The following is a 16031-nucleotide window of genomic DNA, read 5'->3' as shown; positions in this document are numbered from 1 at the left end:
TCAATTTCAGCGGGATATGCTCCCGTCCAGGCGTGGCGAAGAATAGTTTTTCGATTTACCACGCAAATACAGTCGGTCTGACAGTATATGGGGGGCAATTTAAACGCTTATAACGTTTAAAGGCAAGAAGGGATCGTAAAACCAGAACAATATGCCAGCATGAAAATTAAGACCAAAATAATATGCCATGTATAAGAAAAACTCATGGCTAATCATGCGAACAAAAAAGCACCAGCCGTATAATATTCACTCGCGTTTCGCTTGACTGCAAAGCAAACGGGCCAGCAATCGCTGGCCCGTGGAAAGGTAGCCTGACACACACGCTGTCAGGCACTTTTTTTGGCAATTAATCGTTCCGGGATCGCGAAGCTAAAGCGCGTGCCCTTACCCAGGGTGCTTTCGATATTGAGCCGGCTTTCGTGGTGGCTGACGGCATGCTTCACAATTGCCAGCCCCAGTCCGCTCCCGCCGGTCTGCCGCGAGCGCGCCTTATCCACCCGGTAGAACCGTTCGGTGAGACGCGGGAGGTGTTCAGGCCCAATCCCCGGCCCGTTGTCCTCGACGCTAAACTCAGCCCCTGCCGGAGTATGCTGCCACCGCACCGCGATATGCGTCCCTGTCGGGGTATGATTCACGGCGTTATAGACCAGGTTTGAGATAGCGCTTCGCAGCTCATCTTCACTGCCGAGCACTTTCAGCGTGTTATCAACATCAAAACTCAGGGTGTGTTGATTATGGCTCAGCGTTTGGGCTTCGCGCTCCACCACTCGCAGCATCATCGGCACATCAATGATGTCGTTTAGCGCCAGCGACGGGGCAGCCTCAATTTTTGAAAGCGTTAGTAGCTGTTTGACCAGCCCTTCCATGCGGAACGTCTGTTCCCGCATGGTATGCAGCGCTTTCTCACGCGGCGCCCCCTCAAGCGTTTGCTCCTGCATCATCTCCAGATAGCCCTGAAGCACCGTCAACGGCGTACGCAGCTCGTGGCTGACGTTGGCAAAGAAGTTACGTCTTGCGCCCTCAAGCTGATGCATCTGGGTGACATCCCGCGCCACCATCAGCCACTGCCGATCGCTGTAGGGCATCACGCGAATTTCAAGATGGCGACCGTTATTGAGCTTCAAATTGTGCGGACGACTAAAATCACGCGTTTTCAGATACAGCGTGAACTCGGGATAGCGCAGAAGGTTGAGGATGTTCTGACCGTTATCATCCGGCCAGCGCAGGCCCAACAGCTGCTGTGCGAGGCCATTGCACCAGAAGATGGTCCCTTCTTCCGTCGTCAGGATCACTGCGTCCGGCAGCGACTCCGCGCCGCTGCGAAAGCGTTTTATCAGGCTTCCCAGCTCACGACGGCGCTTTTTATTACGCATCTGCATCTGGTGCAGGCCGTAGAGTAGCGGTTCCCAGCTCCCGCTTCCCGGCGGGGGTGTCATACTTCTGTCGACCCACAGCCACCAGGAAAGACGCAGTAAATTCCAGAAATGCCAGACGAGCAACCCCGTCACGGCCACCAGTAAAAACCACGGCAGATAGCCAAAAATAGCCCCCAGAATGAGGGCCGGAATACAGCATAAGATCAGTTCAAAGACGAGCCTTTTCCATGACAGACGTTCCAGCACGCGTCACACTCCTGTCATTGTTCAGAAACGGGTCGAGAAGCGATAACCCGTGCCGCGGACCGTCTGTACCATGCGATCGTGGCCGCTCAGTTCCAGTGCTTTACGCAGGCGGCGAATATGGACGTCAACCGTTCGGTCTTCGACATAGACGTTAGTTCCCCAGACGTTATTCAGCAACTGTTCGCGGCTGTAAACGCGCTCCGGGTGTGTCATAAAGAAGTGCAGGAGTTTAAATTCGGTGGGGCCCATATCGAGGGGATTTTCACCGGTCATGACCCGGTGTGAGGTAGGATCCAGGCTCAGGCCCTGCATCTCAATCACCTCTTCCACCGCCATCGGTGAAATACGGCGCATCACGGCTTTGATACGCGCCACCAGCTCTTTCGGGGAGAACGGTTTGGTGATGTAATCGTCCGCGCCGGTTTCCAGACCGCGCACGCGATCCTCTTCCTCACCGCGCGCCGTCAGCATCACCACCGGGATATCGCGGGTCATCGCCTCGCGTTTGATATGCTTGATAAACTGCAATCCGGAACCGCCAGGCAGCATCCAGTCCAGCAGGATCAGATCGGGCCAGGGTTCATTCAGCTGGTTCACCGCGCTGTCATAATCTTCCGCTTCAACCGGCTGGAAGCCATTTTGTTCAAGCACGAAGCACACCATTTCACGGATCGGAGCTTCATCTTCTACGACCAGAATACGTCTCGCCATACTTTGCCCTGTCTTATCGTATTTAAGTTACAAGTCTGTAATGCGGCGTCATTATGCGTCAGATTTATGACAGATTTATGAAAAACATTACCACGATAAATAGCAAACTGTTGTTTTATTACAGCGGTTATTTTCCGTTCCCCGAACGTTTATAATCCTGCTTTCTTATTATTGCCACGGATCTCTTATGCGCATACTTCACACCTCAGACTGGCACCTGGGTCAAAATTTTTACAGCAAAAGCCGCGCCGCGGAACATGAAGCGTTCCTGAACTGGCTGCTGGAGACGGCTCAGGCTCACGAGGTGGACGCAATTATTGTGGCGGGCGACATTTTTGATACCGGATCGCCGCCGAGCTATGCGCGTGAGCTGTACAACCGTTTTGTGGTCAACCTCCAGCAAACCGGTTGTCACCTGGTGATTGTCGCCGGAAACCATGACTCGGTGGCGACGCTGAATGAATCCCGCGATATTCTGGCGTTCCTCAATACCACCGTGGTGGCCAGCGCCGGACACGCGCCGCAGATCCTGAAAAAACGTGACGGCACGCCGGGCGCAGTGCTATGCCCAATTCCGTTTTTACGCCCGCGCGATATCGTGCAAAGCCAGGCAGGCCTGTCCGGGAGCGAAAAACAGCAGCATCTGTTGCAGGCCATCACCCGCTATTATCACCAGCAGCATACGGAAGCCTGCGCCCTGCGCGGCGAACAGGCCATTCCTATCGTTGCCACCGGGCACCTCACCACCGTCGGGGCCAGTAAGAGTGACGCGGTGCGCGAGATTTATATCGGTACGCTGGACGCGTTTCCAGCGCAAAACTTTCCCCCCGCCGACTACATTGCCCTCGGGCATATTCACCGGGCCCAGATCGTCGGGGGATGCGAGCATATTCGCTATTGCGGCTCGCCCATTTCCCTCAGTTTTGACGAAACGGGCAAAGCCAAATCCGTGCATCTGGTGAGCTTCACCGAAGGCAAACTTAGCGCCGTTGAGACGCTTGAGGTGCCGGTCACCCAGCCGCTGGCGGTGCTGAAAGGCGATCTGGCCGCCATTACCGCTCAGCTTGAGCAGTGGCGCGGCGCAGCGCTTAATCCCCCCGTCTGGCTCGATATCGAAATCACCACCGATGACTACCTGTACGATATGCAGCGTAAAATTCAGACGCTGACGGAAGACCTTCCCGTAGAGGTGCTGCTGGTACGTCGCAGCCGCGAGCAGCGCGAGAAAATTCTGCTGAACGCCCAGCGTGAAACGCTTAGCGAACTTCGGGTTGAAGAGGTGTTCGCGCGGCGGCTTGCGCATGAAGAAGTGGACGAGGCCAGGCGCACCAGGCTTAACGAGCTGTTTGCCCATACCTTGCATTCCCTCAATGACGAGGACGAAAACGCATGAAAATTCTGAGCCTGCGTCTGAAAAATCTGAATTCGCTAAAGGGTGAGTGGAAAATCGATTTCACCGCGGAGCCTTTCGCCAGCAATGGGCTGTTTGCCATCACCGGCGCAACCGGCGCGGGTAAAACCACGCTGCTGGATGCCATCTGCCTGGCGCTTTACCACGAAACACCGCGTCTTAATAAGGTCTCTCAGGCACAAAACGACCTGATGACGCGCGATACCGCCGAATGCCTGGCTGAAGTGGAATTTGAGGTCAAAGGCGTTGCTTATCGCGCTTTCTGGAGCCAGAACCGCGCCCGCAACCAGCCAGACGGGAACTTACAGGCACCGCGCGTTGAGCTGGCCCGCTGCGAAGACGGCAAAATTCTGGCCGATAAAGTCACGGATAAGCTGGAACAAACCGCCGCACTCACCGGGCTGGACTATGGTCGCTTTACCCGCTCGATGTTGCTCTCACAGGGGCAGTTTGCCGCCTTCCTGAATGCTAAACCGAGCGATCGCGCAGAGCTGCTGGAAGAACTGACCGGCACGGAAATTTACGGCCAGATTTCCGCCATGGTTTTTGAAAAACACAAAGCGGCACGCAACGCGCTGGAGATGTGCGAAGCGCAGGCCGCAGGCGTTGTGCTGCTGAGCGAGGAACAGCAGCAGCACTTGCAGCAAAGTTTGCAGGCACTTACTGACGAAGAAAAAATCCTGCTGGCACAGCAGCAGAGCCAACAGAAAGATTTTCAGTGGCTTACGCGTAACGACGAGCTGATACGTGAGCAGCAGCGCGTAGCCGCTTCGCAGCAGCAGGCGCAACAGGCTCTGACGGACGCCGCGCCGCAACTGGCGAAGCTCCAGCTGGCACAGCCCGCCGCCCAGCTACGTCCGCTGTGGGAGTATCAGCAGGAGCAGACCACCCGCCTGGCGCAGACAACAGCGCGAATTATTGAAGTAAATACTCGCTTACTCGACAGAGCGGCGCAGCGCTCGCGTATTCGCAACGGTGCGCTGCGCAACCGTGAACAGTTGCAGACAGAACACACGGTACTGACGCAGTGGCTAACCGAACACGATCGTTTCCGTCAGTGGGGGCAGGAAATTGCCGGCTGGCGGGCGCATTTTACGCAACTGAGTCGCGATAAAAATCAGCTTGTGGCCCAGTCAGCGCGTATGGCTGAGCTTCGTCAGAAACTGACTGAGATGCCGGAGAGTACGCTGACGCTGACGGCTGAGGATCTCGCGACGGCAATGGAGCAACAGGCACAATCGCGGGCGCTCCGCCAGCGTCTGACTGCGCTTCACGCTCGCTATCAGCCGCTGCAAAAACGGCTGCGCCATAATGCGGAAAGCGTTCAGAAAGCGCAGGCTGAGCAGGGTAAGCTCAATGAAACGCTGATCCTGCGGCGTCAGCAGTTCAAAGAGAAAAATCAGCACTATGCCGACCTGAAAGCGCTCTGTGAGCGTGAGGCGACAATCAAGGATCTTGAGAACTATCGTGCACAGCTCGAAGCGGGTAAACCTTGCCCGCTCTGCGGTTCAAGCGAACATCCGGCAGTTGTGCAGTATCAGGCGCTTGAACTGACCGACAATCAGCGCCGCCGCGACGCGCTGGAGAAAGAGGTTGCCGCGCTAAAAGAGGAAGGATTGCTGGTGCTCGGGCAGGTGAATGCGCTCACCCAACAGATCCAGCGCGAGACAGAGGAAGTACAGGCCCTCTCTCAGGAAGAGCAAGCACTCACTAAAGAGTGGCTGGAGGTCTGCGCCTCCCTGAACATAGCGCTGAATATTCAGGATGATATTGCCCCCTGGATGAGCGAACAGGAGCAGTATGAACGCCATCTGTATCAGCTTAGCCAGCGTCTGACGCTGCAAAACCAGCTCAATGAACAGGAAGATCAGGCGCGCCAGTACCAGCAGCAGCTGACGGCGACGCGTCAGGCGCTGGCGGCCTCGCTAGAGTCGCTGTCGCTTAGCGTGCCCGATGAAGGGGCCGAAAGCGCCTGGCTGAGCGCACGCGAAGCTGAATATACCCGCTGGCAGGAAAAACAGGCCCAGCACGGTACGATTCAGGAACGTATTAACGTCCTGATGCCCATCCTGGAGACGCTGCCGGATTCTGATGACGCAGAAGCCGACGCGGTTATCCCTGAGAACTGGCGCGGCATCCATGACGAATGCGTGTCGCTGCAAAGCCAGCTCGCCACCCTACAGCAGCAGGAGACGCTTGAGCGTGAACGGCTTCAGCAGTCGCAGGCTCAGTTCAGCGCCGCGCTGACCGCGAGCTGCTTTGCCAGTCAGGAGGCATTTCTCTCCGCCCTGCTGAATGAAGCGTCGATCCGCCAGCTTGAACAACAAAAGCAGACGCTGGAGAACCAGCTCCAGCAGGCCACGGCGCTCTCCGTACAGGCAAACCAGCAGCTTCAGGCGCATCAGGCACAACGCCCGGAGGGGCTGGAAACCGACGCCGCAACCCTTCAGGCGCAGTTACACCAGCTGGCGCAACAGCTTCGTGAAAACACCACGCATCAGGGGGAGATCCGCCAGCAGCTCAAACAGGACGCCGATAACCGTCTGCACCAGCAGGCGCTTATGCAGCAGATTGAGGAGGCGGCGCGTCAGGCTGACGACTGGGGCTATCTCAATGCGCTGATAGGCTCCAGCACCGGCGATAAATTCCGTAAATTCGCCCAGGGGCTGACGCTGGATAATCTGGTGTGGCTTGCCAACCAGCAGCTCAACCGTCTGCATGGCCGCTATCTGCTTCAGCGTAAAGCCAGCGACGCGCTGGAGCTGGAGGTGGTTGATACCTGGCAGGCCGATGCGGTACGCGATACCCGTACCCTGTCCGGCGGGGAAAGTTTCCTCGTCAGTCTGGCGCTGGCTTTAGCGCTTTCCGATCTGGTCAGTCACAAAACGCGCATTGACTCGCTTTTCCTGGATGAAGGGTTCGGCACACTCGACAGCGAAACGCTGGACACCGCGCTGGATGCGCTCGACGCGCTGAACGCCACCGGGAAAACCATCGGCGTGATCAGCCACGTAGAGGCAATGAAAGAACGTATTCCGGTGCAGATCAAGGTGAAGAAGATCAACGGGCTGGGGTATAGCAGGCTGGACAGGGAGTTTGCGGTGCAGTAAATGGGGGATGTTGCCCTCACCCTGGCCCTCTCTCTGTGGGAGAGGGTACAAACATCAAAAACGGCAACGCAAGTTGCCGTTTTGCGTTTATTCCGGCCAGAGCCACGCCGCGCCGCGCACACCGCTGGAATCTCCATGGACGGCTTTGCGGATCGGCGTTTCGCATTCGCCCCCAAATACCCACTGTTTCACCAGCGTTGGCACCGTCGCGTACAGCCGGTCAACGTTGCTCATGCCGCCGCCCAGCACAATCACGTCCGGATCGAGGATATTGATCACATGCGCCAGTGATTTAGCCAACCGCATTTCGTAGCGGCTGAGCGCCAGTTCAGCCACCGGATCCTGTTCCTCAACCAGACGCATAATCTCGTTGCCTTTCAGCGGCTGGCCGCTCAGACGATGATAATCGGTGGCAAACCCCGTGCCGGAAATAAAGGTCTCAATACAGCCCTGCTTGCCACAGTAGCACGGCACCTCGGCACGGTATTTGAGTTCATCTTCGTCCATCCACGGTAACGGGTTGTGCCCCCACTCACCTGCGGTGCCGTTGCCGCCAATATGCGAGCGCCCACCGAAGGCCACGCCCGCCCCGCAGCCGGTACCGATAATGACCGCAAATACGGTCTGCGCGCCAGCCGCTGCGCCATCTACGGCCTCAGAGACCGCCAGGCAGTTAGCGTCATTTGCCAGACGCACTTCCCGGTTCAGACGCTGGCTTAAGTCTTTATCAAACGGCTGACCGTTGAGCCAGGTAGAGTTGGCATTTTTCACCACGCCGGTATACGGCGAAATGGAGCCGGGGATCCCCATCCCGACCGTGCCCGTCTCGCCCGTTGCCTGCTCTGCCATATCGACCAGACGGGCAATCGTCTCTATGGTCTGGTGATAATCATCGCGCGGCGTAGGCAGACGGTGGCGAAACAGTTGCTCCCCCTGCTCGCTCAACGCAATAACTTCTGTTTTGGTGCCGCCCAAATCAATCCCAATACGCACAAGACACTCCTCATTATTTTGATTATCAACAGAGTAGAAGCCCACTTCCCGATTAGCAATGCAAGCGATGCGACAATTCGTTATCATGCCCGCTGATTTAACGACAAGGCCGTGGAAATTATCATGCTGTGGTTCAAAAATTTGATGGTTTACCGTCTCAGCCGCGACGTTTCGCTGCGTGCAGAAGAGATGGAAAAACAGTTAGCCGCTTACTCCTTTACCCCTTGCGGTAGCCAGGATATGGCAAAAACCGGCTGGGTTCCGCCAATGGGTTCTCAAAGCGATGCGCTGACCCACGCCAGCAGCACGGGGCAAATCATCGTTTGCGCCCGCAAAGAAGAGAAGATCCTGCCGACGCCTGTGGTGAAGCAGGCGCTCGAAGCGAAGATCTTCAAGCTGGAAGCTGAACAGGGCCGTAAGCTTAAAAAAACCGAAAAAGATTCACTGAAGGATGAAGTGCTGCACTCGCTGCTGCCGCGCGCCTTTAGCCGCTTTAGCCAGACCATGATGTGGATCGACACCGTGAACGGGCTGATCATGGTCGACTGCGCCAGCGCCAAAAAAGCGGAAGATACGCTGGCGCTGCTGCGTAAGAGCCTTGGCTCATTACCGGTGGTACCGCTGGAACTGGAGACGCCGATTGAGCTGACCCTGACTGAGTGGGTGCGCAGCGGGACTGCCGCGCAGGGCTTCCAGATCCTTGATGAAGCAGAGCTGAAAGCGCTGCTGGAAGATGGCGGCGTGATCCGCGCGAAGAAACAGGATCTGGTGAGCGACGAAATCGCCGTGCACATTGAAGCGGGCAAAGTGGTGACCAAACTGGCACTCGACTGGCAGCAGCGCATTCAGTTTGTGATGTGTGATGACGGCTCCGTGAAGCGCCTTAAGTTCTGCGATGAACTGCGCGATCAGAACGAAGATATCGACCGCGAAGATTATGCTCAGCGCTTTGACGCAGACTTTATCCTGATGACCGGCGAGCTGGCGGCGTTAATTCAGAACCTGGTGGAAGGTCTCGGCGGCGAAGCGCAGCGCTGACAGGCAAAACGTAGGCCGGGTAAGCGAATGCGCCACCCGGCATGCTTTTATTTCAGATAGCGGCACAGATAAGAGGTTGGCTCTGCAACCTGCAAATGGAACTCGCTGTGGCCCGGCACGTTGAACACCTGCCCGGCACTATAGACTTTCCACTCCGTTTCACCCGGCAGCAGGACGTTCAGCGCACCACTGACCACCGTCATCTCTTCCGCTTCTGCGGTGCCAAAGGTGTATTCCCCTTCCGCCATGACGCCGACACTGGCGCGGCCAGTGCTGCTGCTGGTAAAACCAATGGATTTCACTTTACCGGAAAAGTATTCGTTACTTTGAAGCATGAACTGGCCCTTATATTTATTGAGAAAAATCCACTATAGGGGCCATGCTCATGACCTGTCACGAAAAATCATTACACCAGTAATTCTGACGCCAGGCGCGCCATCAGGACGTTAGAGAGCAACACCGGAACATCCAGCGCCTTTTGCAGTAAATCACGATGCCGCTGATGGAAGCCCAGGCAGTCCAGCATCAGGACATCCGCCCCTCTGTCGATCAACTCCTGCCCGGCCGCAATCAGCTTCGCTTCGCTGTCCCAGAACGGGTTTGCCAGCGCGTACAACGGGGTGTGCTCCAGCGCGGCCCACTTCACCGTCTGGTTATCCAGCAGTTCTTCTACGGGAACGATAACGCCCACCTGATGACCATCAACAATTGACGCCACCAGCGGGGGGATAATCCGCATCGGTTCGAGCAGAATGGCATTACGCGCGCTGAGTCCTTTAACGGGTGCCGTGCTCATCAGCAAAATAACGTCATAGTCCTGATTGTCGAGCACTTCGATCACGCCCTGTAGCGCGCGCTCGATTTTCTGGCGCGACACATGCGCCAGTTTACCGTCACTGAGTAACGTTGCCAGGGGATCTTCCCCCTCTCCGACCGCGTAGTCTTCCATGACCTCTTCCCGACTGAGCTTCCCTAACAGACTGAGATGCGTAATTTGTTGTTCAGAGACATGCTCGGTTAAGAGCGGTAATACTTCGCTTACAGGCACCACACCAATCGTGAGGATCGCCAACGTCGCCTTCATTTTGATCGCCTTCCGTTACTACCACAACTGCCACACAAGTACAGGCTCACTACGCTGCACTGTTCATTTTTTCAACAAAACAGCACCAAGGGTAGCAGGGGATCTCTACACCGTAATGTAAAGATCGACTTGCCTTTCCGAATCCACCTGTAATAACTAAATATTAACTGCTGCTTAACATCAGCGATATGTTAAAAGTGTGATTCAGGCACGGTTGTAACGAATTCGGATTCCTGTCAGGACTTCTCAGGATCCTCATAGCGCCGTTTCGCATCCAGCGCTTCCTGTTCGGTTTCATGTTCGCTGATCAGCGAATCAGGTTTAGGGTGATCGGCACGCAGCTGGTACCAGGTTACGGTCTGATCGCCGTTACCTTTTTCAACGGTAACGATGCGGGCTTCACGTGGATAGGGAGGTCTGGTTGGCATAGCTCATCCTTTTTTTATGTCTGAGCTATGAGTATAGACGGCTGTTAGCTGGCGCAAGCCAAACGCAGGGCGGTAATAATCTGAATCGCAACTTTCTCGGGTGACGCTGACGCATCCACAACGTGGTGTGCCGCCTCGCGGTACAGTGCATCGCGTTCGGCGAGGACGTCGCTGACCTCTTCACTCAGCGGTTTCGCGGTCAGCGCCGGGCGCTGTCCCTCTTCCGGAAACGCCTCCAGCCGCCCCACCAGCGTAGAAACCGGGGCACAAAGGTAGATTACGACACCCTTTTCGCGCATAAACTGGCGGTTATACGGCGCCAGAATAATGCCTCCACCGGTCGCAATCACGGTCGACGGTGCGGTCACCGCTTCCAGCGTGGCCGTTTCGCGCGCACGAAAGCTCTCCCACCCCTCATTCTCCACGATATCGGCGATGGTCTTACCGGCATTCTCCTGGAGCCAGTGGTCAGTATCGACAAACTGACTCTGGCACAGACGCGCCAGCTCCAGACCAACGGTGGTTTTCCCACAGCCGCGAGGGCCAACTAAAAAGATGGGTGGGTTCATAACCAGGTGTTCCCCTTGCTGCCGGATAACTGAAGGCTGTAAAGAAATGATTGCAGAAGATGTTGCGCTAACTTTACTGCAAAGCGGTACGGAATGACAAGCCTGTGGAAGTCACACTGTACCACAAAACAGCCCGGAGGTGGGCTACGCCGGGCGGCGCTTCACTTCCAGCAGCCATTTATCCAGCTCGGCGGCAAACTGCTGGCGATCGCGCTGCGACAGGCTGTCCGGCCCACCGGTTTGCACGCCGCTGGAACGCAGGGTATCCATAAAATCACGCATGGTGAGCTTCTCCCGGATCGTTGCCGGCGAATAGCGTTCTCCGCGCGGGTTAAGCGCCGCGGCCCCCTTCGCCAGCACGTCGGCAGCCAGCGGGATATCCGCCGTGATCACCAGATCTCCTGCGTCACACAGGCGTACTATCTCGTTATCTGCCACGTCGAACCCGGCCGGCACGCGCAGAGAACGAATGAACCTGGAGGGCGGCACGCGGATATTCTGGTTCGCCACCAGCGTCATCGGCATCTGCACCCGCTCGGCGGCGCGGAATAAAATCTCTTTAATCACATTCGGACACGCGTCCGCATCAACCCAAATCGCCATAGTGTCTCCCCATTATGATTCTGGCGACTATTGTCGCCTGCATTTCGTTGTTAAGCTATCAATGAGAGATAACAACGCATAATAACGGAGAGACGTGATGGATAAGAAAATCGGGTTTATCGGCTGCGGAAACATGGGTAAAGCTATCCTCGGTGGACTGATAGCCAGCGGCCAGGTGCTGCCGGGGCAGATTTGGGTCTATACCCCATCCCCGGATAAAGTCGCGGCGCTGCGTGATGAGTATGGTATCAACGCCGCCGAAAGCGCGCAGGAAGTGGCTCAGGTGGCGGACATTGTCTTTGGCGCCGTTAAGCCGAATATCATGATTAAAGTCCTGAGCGAGATCACCTCCAGCCTGAACAAAGAGAGCCTGGTGGTGTCGATTGCCGCAGGCGTGACCCTCGACCAGCTCGCCCGCGCGCTGGGGCACGACCGTAAGATTGTTCGCGCCATGCCAAACACCCCGTCGCTGGTAAATGCCGGTATGACCTCCGTTACCCCAAACGCGCTGGTTACTACTGAAGAGGTGGCGGATGTATTGAACATTTTCCGCTGCTTCGGCGAAGCGGAAGTGATTGCCGAACCGATGATCCACCCGGTTGTCGGCGTGAGTGGTTCTGCCCCGGCGTATGTCTTTATGTTTATCGAAGCCATGGCTGATGCCGCCGTACTTGGCGGTATGCCACGCGCGCAGGCCTACAAATTTGCAGCGCAGGCGGTGATGGGCTCGGCCAAAATGGTGCTGGAAACGGGTAAACATCCGGGCGAACTGAAAGATATGGTGTGCTCTCCGGGTGGCACAACCATTGAAGCCGTGCGCGTGCTGGAAGAGCGCGGGTTCCGCTCCGCCGTGATCGAGGCGATGGAAAAATGCATGGAAAAATCAGAGAAGCTGAGTAAGTCCTGATGCGTTACGCCGGGCGTCAGGCGGCCACTTCGGTGCGACCCCGTCCGGCATTTTTGGCTTTATAGAGGGCCACGTCCGCGGCCTTTAGCCATTCACGATAGTGCGTGAACTGCGCCCCCCAGGGGGCAACCCCAACGCTGATACACAACCTCGCCATAGGTGCTCCGTGCAGCGGCATGTTGACCAGCCTTTCATGGACGCGCGCCATCGCCGCAATCGCATTGTCGGCAGGCGTGCCGGACATGATCACCGCAAATTCATCTCCCCCGAAGCGGCCAATATAATCGCCTGCGCGCAGGGTAAGCTGAAGCTGGCGCGTGATGGCAACAATCGCTTCATCCCCCACGTCATGCCCCCAGGTGTCGTTGATCGTCTTGAAGTGATCGATATCGATGAGCAGTATCGTCGCATGTCGATGGCTGCGACGGCAGGCCTCAAATTCGTTACGCAGCAACGTTTCCCAGTGACGGCGATTGAACACGCCGGTCATTCCGTCGCGGGTACTCATCAGCTCAAGCCGACGCTTATGCTCTGCCAGCCGGATCGCCGTGTGGTGGCTGAGCCAGGCAAACAGCATGGGGTAGACCACCAGCACGGGGAGCGTCAGCCACAACGCCAGCGGTTCAGAGGTCAATAGCACAGGAGTACCCGTGGATTGCACGGTGAGCAGGGCAGACAGAGCAAGCAGCGCAAGTCCTGTCAGAAATAAGCGGCATCCCCCCGATCCCATCATGTTCATGCCGATCATCACGATCAGCGCCGCCGTTGGCAGCGCATTGAACCCTATTAATCCCATCCAGACGCCAGCAATGATGGCATCGATTTTCAGATTAACGATTTCACCGCCGTGGGGGCAGGTCGAACGAAAAGCCAGCTGCCAGGCCAGATGGGGCCAGACAAAGACCCAGCCCACCAATAGCAACCACCAGACGCCAGAAAGAAGCTGACTCACCAGAACGCTGGCAAGCGGAACAAACAGCGCCGCCAGACCAACGATGCGTGCCAGCCGTATTCGCCGGGCAAATCGCAGACCGGAACGGTATGAGTCATCCTGAGAAAGCTGCTGATACCACGCTTCCCGAATGTTCTCGTGATTGTCATAAAACTCATCATTCATCATTTTTGGGAATATTCTGAAACATTTTCCCAAATTATAGAGAGGGGGATAGCGGGGAAAGTATGAAATTTTGGGTGAGCCACAGCCGTGACTCACCCGTTAGCACTACGCCTGTTTTTTCAGGCACGCGCTCATAAATTTGCTGCGATCGTCGCCTTTAAGCATCTGCTGTGTCGCCTGGGCATTGCACTCGCGCATTTTTTGCTGCTGCGGGGTCAGGCTTTTTTCACCCGGTTTGGTCGTACCATTTTTAAGGCAGTCGCTCATATACGTTTTACGGGCATCCCCTTTCAGACTTTGCGAGGTCGCCTGTTGGTTACAGGTCGTCATGCGCTGCTGCTGGGGCGTTAACGTTTTCTCTTCCGCATGTGCTGAGGCGATCAGACACAGGCCAGAGAGCAGGGTAACCAGTATTGTTGTTTTCATTGCACCATCCTTTATGTGAAGTTCCACGTTAAGTCTGGTTCGTTACGGGAAAAAAACCACCCTGCGGCCATGATTTTCACCGTGATTCAGGGTTATTTCAGTCCCGTCGCAGCGCGATTATTATTAACCGGTTTCGCAGGAACGGAGGAGGTAATTACGAGCGAGTTTAATGCGGTGAAAAGTGTGCTCTGCTTCATTTTAATTTCCCCATGGTAACGGGGTAAAAATAAAAACAGAGCGACGCCAGGCATCCGGCATGACAATTCTGTGACACGTCATTTCACCTCTGGCCGTTTAACTGCGCGGATGCCTTAAAAGCTTCTTTACGTATTGCTGAAGCAGCTCCGCGTCCTCTGCAGGCACCTGTGAATCAGGGCGAGCTTTTTCCAGCGCGCCTTCAACGTTGTCGATCAACGCCTCCTGCTCTGGTTTTGCCATCTGTCGCAGCAGCGCCGTCACAACGATCTCCAGCGCCTCGACCTGGGCAACCAGCTCTTTCGACTCTTCTTCCTTTTGGGCAAGCTTAACCAACAACTCAGCAATGAGATTTTTCATGGTGCTATGTCCTTATGTGATTTCCCCTGAAATTAACACCCTCACTGAATAATGAAAAGCATGGATTGGTTTTATCTTATGCAAAAGTGACATTGCTGCCAAAAAAGATATTTCGGAGGGCAAGCGAAACGTTTTTCTAAAAGACAGAAGCCGCATTTCGTTATATAAAAATGCGGCCATCATAAGAATTAATAATATATTATCGTGTTTGTCGGCCTGACTTTGCCTCAGCGATTCGCCGGCGACGGCGCAAGGCAAAGGCCAGTTGAATAATATTAAGAAGCACCACCAACGCCGTCGCGGCAAATACCCAGCGGAAACCCGCCATCGCCGAGACCGAGGCGCCAAGAAGCGGGCCCGCTACGTTGCCTAAATACATGAACGACTGGTTGTAGCCAAAAATGCGGCCGGTTACCTGGTCACTGGAATATTTCACCAGCAGCGTCTGTACAGCGGGCAGCATAGCACCATCCGCGAAGCCAAGCAGGAAGCGCAACACCCCGAGCTGAAGCGGTGTTGTGACGAACGACATGGCAAAGAAAAGGATCACCGCAATAATGAGCGTTGCCATCAGAATGCGTGCCGTACCGATCCTGTCGCCCAGTTTCCCCAGACGCGGAGCGGACATCAGCGCCGACACGCCCGGCACGGCGGCAATCATCCCGCTCAGAAAAGCAATGTTGCTGCTGTCCGGTGCCATCGACTTGATAAACAGCGCCAGAATCGGTCCCACCGAGCCGTTACAGAGCTGGATCACCATCGTTGTCACAAAAAGGCTAATCATCAGGCCAGGATAAGGTAGCGAGGCGAAAACCGCCTTTCCGCTCAGGCGTTCTGATTTGCTGACGACAGGCCGACCGCCCTCTTTAATCAGAAAAAGGGTGACCAGAAAGCTGACCGTTAGCAGGATGGCGGTAATGATAAAGACCGCGCGCAGCCCAACATGGTCAGCCAGGAAGCCGCCGAGCAGGGGGCCGCCAATTACACCGCTAATCTGGGCCGTGGAAAGCGTGCTGAGTGCCCAGCCGCTCCGCTCGCGCGGTACCTGTGAGGCCACCAGCGCCATGGCATTCGGAATGTACCCGGAGGTCAGCCCCATTATCGCCCGCAGAATAAACAGCTGCCAGACGTTGGTGGCGAAGGCCTGGAGCAAAATGGCTATCGCCATCCCCAGCGAGGCGCGGAGCAGCATCAACTTGCGCCCCTTGCGATCCGCAAGGCTGCCCCACATCGGTGACACAATGGCGGACACCAGAAACGTCACGCTGAACGTCAGGCCGGACCACATAGAGAGCGCTTCATGGGAAGTGACCCCCAGCTGCGACACGTAAAGCGGCAGGAAGGGCAATATCTGGCTGATAGCCAGTCCGGTGAAGAAGCAGCCGAACCAGACTGAAATGAGGTTAACTTTCCAGGATTCCATAACAGAAATAGTCTTCATTTTTAGGCGAATTCGC

16 protein-coding genes are annotated in these 16031 nt (G+C 56.0%); 4 read left to right on the top strand and 12 right to left on the bottom strand.

Annotated features, from left to right (window positions below; all coding sequences use genetic code 11):
• Positions 1–326: 326 nt before the first annotated feature.
• Together phoR and phoB are read right to left on the bottom strand one after the other, a co-directional pair.
• Positions 327–1622, bottom strand: a complete 1296-nt coding sequence (phoR, locus tag L2Y28_RS04630; RefSeq protein WP_022647216.1) for a phosphate regulon sensor histidine kinase PhoR — start codon at positions 1620–1622, stop codon at positions 327–329.
• Positions 1623–1643: 21 nt separating this feature from the next.
• Complete coding sequence (phoB, locus tag L2Y28_RS04625) at positions 1644–2333, bottom strand: phosphate response regulator transcription factor PhoB (protein ID WP_003859122.1); 690 nt, start codon at positions 2331–2333, stop codon at positions 1644–1646.
• Between the two features lie 187 nt (positions 2334–2520).
• On the opposite strand from phoB, the gene sbcD reads away from it, so the two are divergent.
• On the top strand, positions 2521–3726 hold the full coding sequence (gene sbcD, locus L2Y28_RS04620) for an exonuclease subunit SbcD (protein ID WP_022647215.1): 1206 nt from the start codon (positions 2521–2523) through the stop codon (positions 3724–3726).
• On the top strand, positions 3723–6854 hold the full coding sequence (sbcC, locus tag L2Y28_RS04615; RefSeq protein ID WP_022647214.1) for an exonuclease subunit SbcC: 3132 nt from the start codon (positions 3723–3725) through the stop codon (positions 6852–6854). The genes sbcD and sbcC overlap by 4 nt, the downstream gene beginning before the upstream one ends.
• A gap of 87 nt (positions 6855–6941) precedes the next feature.
• Here the strand turns inward: sbcC and mak are convergent, their stop codons facing one another.
• Positions 6942–7847 carry a fructokinase gene (gene mak, locus L2Y28_RS04610; protein ID WP_003859127.1) on the bottom strand — a complete coding sequence of 302 codons (906 nt, stop codon included), beginning with the start codon at positions 7845–7847 and terminating at the stop codon, positions 6942–6944.
• 123 nt (positions 7848–7970) lie between these two features.
• Here mak and rdgC point away from each other — a divergent pair, with 123 nt between their 5' ends.
• Complete coding sequence (gene rdgC / locus L2Y28_RS04605) at positions 7971–8885, top strand: recombination-associated protein RdgC (protein WP_022647213.1); 915 nt, start codon at positions 7971–7973, stop codon at positions 8883–8885.
• Between the two features lie 47 nt (positions 8886–8932).
• Here rdgC and ppnP read toward each other — a convergent pair whose 3' ends face one another.
• The 5 genes from ppnP to L2Y28_RS04580 all read right to left on the bottom strand — a co-directional run bounded on the left by ppnP (position 8933) and on the right by L2Y28_RS04580 (position 11569).
• Positions 8933–9220 carry a pyrimidine/purine nucleoside phosphorylase gene (gene ppnP, locus L2Y28_RS04600; RefSeq protein ID WP_003859131.1) on the bottom strand — a complete coding sequence of 96 codons (288 nt, stop codon included), beginning with the start codon at positions 9218–9220 and terminating at the stop codon, positions 8933–8935.
• A 71-nt stretch (positions 9221–9291) separates the two neighbouring features.
• Complete coding sequence (locus L2Y28_RS04595) at positions 9292–9969, bottom strand: AroM family protein (protein WP_003859133.1); 678 nt, start codon at positions 9967–9969, stop codon at positions 9292–9294.
• A 236-nt stretch (positions 9970–10205) separates the two neighbouring features.
• Positions 10206–10397: a protein YaiA gene (gene yaiA, locus L2Y28_RS04590; RefSeq protein ID WP_003859135.1), complete on the bottom strand. Its 192-nt coding sequence runs from the start codon at positions 10395–10397 to the stop codon at positions 10206–10208.
• Positions 10398–10441: 44 nt separating this feature from the next.
• Positions 10442–10966: a shikimate kinase AroL gene (gene aroL, locus L2Y28_RS04585; protein WP_022647212.1), complete on the bottom strand. Its 525-nt coding sequence runs from the start codon at positions 10964–10966 to the stop codon at positions 10442–10444.
• Positions 10967–11110: 144 nt separating this feature from the next.
• On the bottom strand, positions 11111–11569 hold the full coding sequence (locus tag L2Y28_RS04580; RefSeq protein WP_022647211.1) for a YaiI/YqxD family protein: 459 nt from the start codon (positions 11567–11569) through the stop codon (positions 11111–11113).
• Between the two features lie 97 nt (positions 11570–11666).
• Between L2Y28_RS04580 and proC the strand changes: the two genes are divergently transcribed.
• Positions 11667–12476, top strand: coding sequence for a pyrroline-5-carboxylate reductase (gene proC / locus L2Y28_RS04575; protein ID WP_022647210.1), 810 nt, complete (start codon positions 11667–11669; stop codon positions 12474–12476).
• A 16-nt stretch (positions 12477–12492) separates the two neighbouring features.
• Here the strand turns inward: proC and adrA are convergent, their stop codons facing one another.
• The 4 genes from adrA to L2Y28_RS04555 form a co-directional block, all read right to left on the bottom strand.
• Positions 12493–13596 carry a diguanylate cyclase AdrA gene (gene adrA / locus L2Y28_RS04570; RefSeq protein ID WP_022647209.1) on the bottom strand — a complete coding sequence of 368 codons (1104 nt, stop codon included), beginning with the start codon at positions 13594–13596 and terminating at the stop codon, positions 12493–12495.
• 102 nt (positions 13597–13698) lie between these two features.
• Entirely contained in the window at positions 13699–14019 is a 321-nt protein-coding gene (gene psiF / locus L2Y28_RS04565; protein WP_022647208.1) for a phosphate starvation-inducible protein PsiF, read from the bottom strand.
• Between the two features lie 294 nt (positions 14020–14313).
• Complete coding sequence (gene iraP, locus L2Y28_RS04560) at positions 14314–14574, bottom strand: anti-adapter protein IraP (protein WP_003859148.1); 261 nt, start codon at positions 14572–14574, stop codon at positions 14314–14316.
• A gap of 199 nt (positions 14575–14773) precedes the next feature.
• Entirely contained in the window at positions 14774–15997 is a 1224-nt protein-coding gene (locus L2Y28_RS04555; RefSeq protein WP_022647207.1) for a multidrug efflux MFS transporter, read from the bottom strand.
• Between the last annotated feature and the right edge of the window lie 34 nt (positions 15998–16031).

This window comes from Enterobacter sp. JH25 (assembly GCF_021725435.1).
Classification (GTDB): Bacteria; Pseudomonadota; Gammaproteobacteria; order Enterobacterales; family Enterobacteriaceae; genus Enterobacter; species Enterobacter intestinihominis.
The sequence above is the reverse complement of the archived record's forward strand: the minus strand, read 5'-3'. Positions and strand labels throughout refer to the sequence as shown.

Bases quoted from the DNA above. Each gene is read 5' to 3' on its own strand.
- phoB (WP_003859122.1), bottom strand. From the start codon at position 2,333: ATGGCGAGACGTATTCTGGTCGTAGAAGATGAAGCTCCGATCCGTGAA.
- sbcD (WP_022647215.1), top strand. From the start codon at position 2,521: ATGCGCATACTTCACACCTCAGACTGGCACCTGGGTCAAAATTTTTAC.
- sbcC (WP_022647214.1), top strand. From the start codon at position 3,723: ATGAAAATTCTGAGCCTGCGTCTGAAAAATCTGAATTCGCTAAAGGGT.
- rdgC (WP_022647213.1), top strand. From the start codon at position 7,971: ATGCTGTGGTTCAAAAATTTGATGGTTTACCGTCTCAGCCGCGACGTT.
- ppnP (WP_003859131.1), bottom strand. From the start codon at position 9,220: ATGCTTCAAAGTAACGAATACTTTTCCGGTAAAGTGAAATCCATTGGT.
- L2Y28_RS04595 (WP_003859133.1), bottom strand. From the start codon at position 9,969: ATGAAGGCGACGTTGGCGATCCTCACGATTGGTGTGGTGCCTGTAAGC.
- yaiA (WP_003859135.1), bottom strand. From the start codon at position 10,397: ATGCCAACCAGACCTCCCTATCCACGTGAAGCCCGCATCGTTACCGTT.
- aroL (WP_022647212.1), bottom strand. From the start codon at position 10,966: ATGAACCCACCCATCTTTTTAGTTGGCCCTCGCGGCTGTGGGAAAACC.
- L2Y28_RS04580 (WP_022647211.1), bottom strand. From the start codon at position 11,569: ATGGCGATTTGGGTTGATGCGGACGCGTGTCCGAATGTGATTAAAGAG.
- proC (WP_022647210.1), top strand. From the start codon at position 11,667: ATGGATAAGAAAATCGGGTTTATCGGCTGCGGAAACATGGGTAAAGCT.
- adrA (WP_022647209.1), bottom strand. From the start codon at position 13,596: ATGATGAATGATGAGTTTTATGACAATCACGAGAACATTCGGGAAGCG.
- psiF (WP_022647208.1), bottom strand. From the start codon at position 14,019: ATGAAAACAACAATACTGGTTACCCTGCTCTCTGGCCTGTGTCTGATC.
- iraP (WP_003859148.1), bottom strand. From the start codon at position 14,574: ATGAAAAATCTCATTGCTGAGTTGTTGGTTAAGCTTGCCCAAAAGGAA.
- L2Y28_RS04555 (WP_022647207.1), bottom strand. From the start codon at position 15,997: ATGGAATCCTGGAAAGTTAACCTCATTTCAGTCTGGTTCGGCTGCTTC.